The following is a 5933-nucleotide window of genomic DNA, read 5'->3' as shown; positions in this document are numbered from 1 at the left end:
TGATGTCGCGGAAGTCGTGCTCCTCGAACAGCGAGCACTCCCACAAGGCCGACTCCACCAGTGCTTCCGGCGTCGCGCGGCCGTACTTGGCGAGCAGCCGCGCGTCCAGCGAGCCGGCGTTGACCCCGATGCGGATCGACACGCCCGCGTCGGCCGCCGCACGGGCGATCTCCCCGACCCGGTCGTCGAACTTCCTGATGTTGCCGGGGTTCACGCGCACCGCCGCGCAGCCCGCGTCGATGGCGGCGAAGACGTACCTCGGCTGGAAGTGGATGTCCGCGACGACCGGGATCGACGACTTCGCCGCGACGGTGGCCAGGGCGTCCGCGTCGTCCTGTGACGGCACCGCGACCCGCACGATCTGGCAGCCGGCCGCGGTCAGCTCGGCGATCTGCCGCAGCGTCGCCTCGACGTCGGCCGTGACCGTCGTCGTCATGGACTGGACCGAGACCGGCGCGCCGCCGCCGACGGGCACCGTGCCGACCGCGATCTGCCGCGACCGCCGCCGTTTCGGCCGCACCGGAGGTAGTCCGAGAAGAGTCAACTATACCACCTTGAGTCGCTTGAGGACGGTTGTCGCGATGCCGCTCGCGTCCAACCCGTGTGCCTTGAGGATTTCGGTCCGTGACGCGTGCGCGAGGAACGCCGCCGGCAGCGCGAACGTCGCGACGCGGGTGTGCTCCAGCGCCTGCGCGAGCCGGCCGCCCATCGCCCCGGTCGCGGTGGTGTCCTCGACGGTCAGCACCAGCTGGAAGTCCGCGGCGAGCCGGACCAGCGCGGTGTGCAACGGCGCGGTCCACAGTGGATCGACCACCATCGCCCGCACGTCGTGCCTGGCCAGCTCCTCCGCGGCGGCCAGGCACGCGGGCGCCAGCGGTCCGACCGCGACGAGCAGCACCGGTGCGCCGGGTCCCTCGCGCAGCACGTCGTAGCCGTCGGTCCGGCGCACGGCCGGGATGTCCGGCCCGACGGTCGCCTTGGGGTAGCGCAGCACGGTCGGCGCGTCGGTCACCTCGACCGCGGCGTGCAGTGCCTCGCGCAGCGTCGCGGGGTCGCGTGGGGCGGCGAGGCGCAGCCCCGGCACCACAGGCAGCACGGACGCGTCCCACATGCCGTGGTGGCTCGCGCCGTCCGGCCCGGTCACGCCGGCCCGGTCGAGCACGAACGTGACGCCGAGCCGGTGGAGCGCGACGTCCATGAGGATCTGGTCGAACGCGCGGCTGAGGAAGGTCGAGTAGATCGCGACGACGGGGTGGAAGCCGCCCATGGCGAGCCCGGCGGCCGAGGTGACCGCGTGCTGCTCGGCGATGCCCACGTCGAAGACCCGGTCGGGGAAGCGTTCGGCGAACCGGCCGAGCCCGGTGGGCAGTGCCATCGCGGCGGTCAGGCACACCACGTCCGGCCGGTCCGCGCCGATCTCGGCGATGGCGTCGGCGAACACCGAGGTCCACGACCGGCCGCCGGCCGAGGCGGCCGGGCCGACCGCGTGCATGCGGTCGGCCTCGTCCTCCTCCGCCGGCGGGTAGCCCTTGCCCTTCTCCGTCACGCAGTGCACGACCACGGGTCGTCCGAGCGCCGCCGCGAACCGGAACGTCTCCTCCAGTGCGCGGACATCGTGCCCGTCGACCGGACCGAGGTAGGCGAAACCCAGTGCGGTGAACAGGTTCGGCTCGGCCTCCCCGGCCCGCAGCCGGGTGAGGTGGGCCGCGAGGCCGCCGACGGTCGGCGCGTAGGACCGACCGTTGTCGTTCAGCGCGATCACGACCGGGCGGGTGGCGGCGGCCAGGTTGTTCAGCGCCTCCCAGGTCATGCCGCCGGTCAGCGCACCGTCGCCGACCACGGCCACGACGCGCCGCTCCGGGCGGTCGCGCAGCTCGAACGCCTTCGCCAGGCCGTCCGCATAGGACAGTGCGGTCGACGCGTGCGAGTTCTCGATCACGTCGTGCGGTGACTCGGTTCTGGACGGGTAGCCGGACATGCCGCCCGCCTGGCGCAGCGCGGCGAAGTCGCCCGCGCGGCCGGTCAGCAGCTTGTGCACGTACGCCTGGTGGCCGGTGTCGAACAGCAGCAGGTCCCGCGGCGACGAGAACACGCGGTGCAGTGCGATGGTCAGCTCCACCGCGCCGAGGTTCGGCCCGAGGTGGCCGCCGGTGGTGCGGACGTTGTCGACCAGGAACGCGCGGATCTCCGCGGCCAGGGCCAACAGGTCCACCGCCGACATCCGGTGCAGGTCGGTCGCCTGCGCCAGCGTCATGACGGCCGCACCGCCGCCGGCAGCGTGAAGCGGATCGACTCGGTCGCGGTCCGGTGCTCCAGCACGGTGACCGGTCCCAGGGCCGCCACGACCTCGTCCACCAGCCGCGGCGGTGCCGAGGCACCCGCGGTCAGGCCGACCGTGCGCACGCCGTCGAGCCACTCCGGCTCGATGTCGCCCACGTCGTCGATGAGGTGGGCCGGGGTGCCCGTCCTCCTCGCCAACTCCACGAGACGCACGGAGTTCGACGAGTTCGCCGAGCCGACCACCAGCACCAGGTCCACCTCGGCGGCCACTGTGGACAGTGCGTGCTGGCGGTTCGTGGTGGCGTAGCAGATGTCGTCCGAGGCCGGGCCGCGCAGGTTGGGGAACCGGTCCCGCAGCACGGCGACGATCTCCTCGGTCTCGTCCGCGGCCAGGGTCGTCTGGGTCAGGTACGACAACCGGTCCGGGTCGGGCACCGCCACGGTTCTCGCCTGGTCGACGTCCTCCACGAGGATGGTGCGCTCGGGTGCCTCGCCGAGCGTGCCGTCCACCTCCTCGTGGCCGGCGTGGCCGATCAGCAGCACGGTGTCGCCCCGCGCCGCGAAGCGACGAGCCTCGTTGTGGACCTTGGTGACCAGCGGGCAGGTCGCGTCGATCACGTCGAGCTCCCGCCGCGTCGCCTCGGTCCGCACCGCGGGGGAGACGCCGTGCGCGGAGAACACCACGGTCGCGCCCGGCGGCACCTCGGCCAGCTCGTCGACGAACACCGCACCGCGGGACTCCAGGTCCGCGACCACGTGTGCGTTGTGGACGATCTGCTTGCGCACGTAGACCGGCCGGCCGCGCTGCCGCAACGCGTGCTCGACGATGTCGATCGCGCGCTCGACACCCGCGCAGAACGAGCGGGGCGCGGCGAGCAGAACTGTGTGAGGAGCCATGGGACCTCCTGTGGCGAGCCGGGGACGTCCCGAAGGGGCCCTCCGGGACGAGGAACGTCGCGAGGGCGCCCTCCAGGGCGTCCCGGCCGGGGTCAGTGGTCGCGGTGGGTCAGGTGGCGGGCCAGGTCCGCCAGCTCCATCGCCGCCGGGGTCGGCGTGTCGAGGTCGCCGAGGCGGGCCACCGCCCCGGCCACGAGGTCGTCGGCCTGGGACTGGCTCCAGGCGCGGCCGCCGGCCTGCGCGACCAGGTCGGCCACGTGCGACAGCTCGTCGTCGGACGGTGGTGCGGGCCGCGTGTACAGCTCCGCCAGCTCCCTGCCGGCGGGCGTGTCCGACGTCAGCGCCGCGGCCACCGGCAGCGACTTCTTGCGGTTGCGGAGGTCCGAGTACGCCGGCTTGCCCGTCGCCCGCGGCCTGCCCCAGATGCCGAGCAGGTCGTCGACGTGCTGGAAGGCCATGCCCAGCTGCTCGCCGAACGCCCGCAGGTGCCCGACCTGCTGGGGCGAGGCGCCGCCGAACATGCCGCCGAGCACGCACGAGGCGGCGATGAGCGCCCCGGTCTTGCCCGCCACCATGCTCTCGCACTCCGCGACGTCTACAGTGGACTCACGCTCGAACGCCATGTCCGCGGACTGGCCCTCGCACAGGTCCTGCACCGCCGCGCTGAGCGAGCGCATCGCCCCGCCCGCGGCCGGGTGGCCGCTCGCGGCGAGGACGTCCAGTGCCAACGCCAGCAGCGCGTCCCCGGCGAGGATCGCCGAGCCGATGCCGAACACGCTCCACGCGGTCGGCCGGTGCCGCCGGGTCAGGTCGCCGTCCATGACGTCGTCGTGCAGCAGCGAGAAGTTGTGCACCAGCTCGACCGCGACCGCCGCCGGCACCGACTCGCGGGGCGAGCCGCCGACGGCCGCCGCGGCCAGCAGCGCGAGCGTCGGGCGGATCGCCTTGCCGCCGGCGAGCGACACCTGCGTGCCGTACTGGTCCCACCAGCCCAGGTGGTAGCCGGCGACCCGTCGCGTGGTGGCCGGCAGCGTGCCGACCGCCGCGCGTAACGCCGGCTCGACCAGCTGCCGGCTCCACGCCAGCGTGTCGTCGGTGCTGATGATCCGTTCCGGGGCGACCATGGTCAGCGTCCGATCTCGACGTTCTCGAGGACGCCGAGCGCGTCCGGGACCAGCACCGCCACCGAGAAGTACACGCTCACCAGGTACGACAGGATGGCCTGGTCGTCGATGCCCATGAACCGCACGTTGAGGCTCGGCTCGACCTCGTCGTCGATGTTCACGGTGTGCAGCCCGATCACGCCCTGGTCCTCGACACCCGTGCGCACCACGATGATCGACGAGGTGTTCCCCTCCGAGATCGGGATCTTGTCGCACGGCAGGATCGGCACGCCGCGCCACGTCTGCACGGTCGAGCCCTCCAGCGGCGCGGTCGGCGGGTACAGAGCCCGTTTCGTGCACTCGCGGCGGAACGCGGCGATGGTGCGCGGGTGGGCGAGGAAGAACCGCGACTTGCGGCGCCGCGACAGCAGGTCGTCCAGGTCGTCGGGGGTCGGTGGACCGGACCGGGTGAAGATCCGCTGCGAGAGGTCCGCGTTGTGCAGCAGGCCGAACGAGGGGTTGTTGATCATCTCGTCCTCCTGCCGCTCGCGCAGGGCCTCGATGGTCAACCGCAGCTGCTCCTCGGTCTGGTTCATCGGGTCGTTGTAGAGGTCCGCGACCCGCGAGTGCACCTTCAGCAGCGTCTGCGCCACGGCCAGCTCGTACTCGCGCGGCTTCAGCTCGTAGTCGACGTACGTGCCGGGCAGTTCGACCTCGCCCTCGTGCCCGGCCGACAGCTCGATCGCGGCCTCGCCCTTCTTGTTCTGCGGCGGCGCGGGCCGGGACAGCGCCTGCCGCAGGTGCTCGCGCAGGGGGCCGGCCTGGCCGTTGAGCTGCTGCAACGACTGCCCGGGCAGCACCAGCACGGTGCACGGCGTGACCGTCTTGACGGTGAACTGCCACGTGTCGTCGATGCCGGCGAGCACCTCGCTGCCGAAGTGCGTGCCGTCCGCGAGCACGTCGACCACCTGGTCGTCGCCGTAGGGGCCGTGCTCGATCCGCTGCGCCTTGCCGTGCGCCAGCAGGAACAACTCGGTGCGCGGCGTCCCGGCCTGGACCACCACCTCGCCGGCGGCCAGCTCCCGCTGCTCGAACCTGCTCGCGAGCGCCGCGAGTGCCTGCTCGTCGGTGAAGTCCCGCAGCAGTGGCAGCTCCCGCAGCTCCGCCGGCACGACGCGGATCGCGTCGCCCTCGCTGATGAACGTCAGCCTGCCGTCGCCGATCGCGTAGCTGAGCCGGCGGTTCACCCGGTACGTGCCGCCCGCGACGTCCACCCACGGCAGCATCTTGAGCAGCCACCGCGTGGTGATGCTCTGCATCTGCGGCTTGGTCTTGGTGGTGGTGGCGAGGTTGCGTGCCGCCCTGGTCGACAGGCTCCGGCGGGCGGTGGTCTCGACGCTCATGGTGTCTACTGTGGACACGTCAGCCCTCCCGTCCCAGCTCGACGTTCTCCAGGATGCCCAGCGCGTCCGGCACGAGCACCGCGCACGAGTAGTACGCGCTGACGAGGTAGGAGACGATCGCCTGCTCGCTGATGTTCATGAACCGCACCGAAAGGCTCGGCCGGTACTCGTCGGGGATACCGGTCTGGTGCAGGCCGACGACGCCCTGGGTCTCCTCGCCGGTGCGCATGAGCAGCACCTTGCTCGTCCG

At 72.5% G+C, this 5933-nt stretch carries 5 protein-coding genes and 1 pseudogene; all 6 read right to left on the bottom strand.

The annotated features are described in order from the left end of the window. A partial coding sequence (locus tag ACJ73U_RS14130) for a flavodoxin-dependent (E)-4-hydroxy-3-methylbut-2-enyl-diphosphate synthase (RefSeq protein WP_407778058.1) occupies nucleotides 1-544 on the bottom strand: 544 nt, incomplete at its 3' end. Next, a complete protein-coding gene (locus ACJ73U_RS14125) occupies nucleotides 545-2254 on the bottom strand; it encodes a 1-deoxy-D-xylulose-5-phosphate synthase (RefSeq protein WP_407778057.1) in 1710 nt (569 codons plus the stop codon). Further along, on the bottom strand, nucleotides 2251-3177 hold the full coding sequence (ispH, locus tag ACJ73U_RS14120; protein ID WP_407778056.1) for a 4-hydroxy-3-methylbut-2-enyl diphosphate reductase: 927 nt from the start codon (nucleotides 3175-3177) through the stop codon (nucleotides 2251-2253). The genes ACJ73U_RS14125 and ispH overlap by 4 nt, the downstream gene beginning before the upstream one ends. Before the next feature lie 92 nt (nucleotides 3178-3269). After that, nucleotides 3270-4301 (bottom strand): family 2 encapsulin nanocompartment cargo protein polyprenyl transferase, encoded by a 1032-nt coding sequence (locus ACJ73U_RS14115; protein WP_407778055.1) that lies wholly within the window; start codon nucleotides 4299-4301, stop codon nucleotides 3270-3272. A 2-nt stretch (nucleotides 4302-4303) separates the two neighbouring features. Next, nucleotides 4304-5683: a family 2B encapsulin nanocompartment shell protein gene (locus ACJ73U_RS14110; protein WP_407778054.1), complete on the bottom strand. Its 1380-nt coding sequence runs from the start codon at nucleotides 5681-5683 to the stop codon at nucleotides 4304-4306. Between the two features lie 19 nt (nucleotides 5684-5702). Continuing rightward, nucleotides 5703-5933 (bottom strand): annotated as a pseudogene (locus ACJ73U_RS14105) (Crp/Fnr family transcriptional regulator); the annotation flags it as partial.

It is taken from the genome of Actinophytocola sp., assembly GCF_045807065.1.
GTDB lineage: Bacteria > Actinomycetota > Actinomycetes > Mycobacteriales > Pseudonocardiaceae > Actinophytocola.
This window is presented reverse-complemented; position numbering and strand designations above follow the sequence as displayed.

Bases quoted from the DNA above. Each gene is read 5' to 3' on its own strand.
- ispH (WP_407778056.1), bottom strand. From the start codon at position 3,177: ATGGCTCCTCACACAGTTCTGCTCGCCGCGCCCCGCTCGTTCTGCGCG.
- ACJ73U_RS14110 (WP_407778054.1), bottom strand. From the start codon at position 5,683: ATGAGCGTCGAGACCACCGCCCGCCGGAGCCTGTCGACCAGGGCGGCA.
- ACJ73U_RS14125 (WP_407778057.1), bottom strand. From the start codon at position 2,254: ATGACGCTGGCGCAGGCGACCGACCTGCACCGGATGTCGGCGGTGGAC.
- ACJ73U_RS14115 (WP_407778055.1), bottom strand. From the start codon at position 4,301: ATGGTCGCCCCGGAACGGATCATCAGCACCGACGACACGCTGGCGTGG.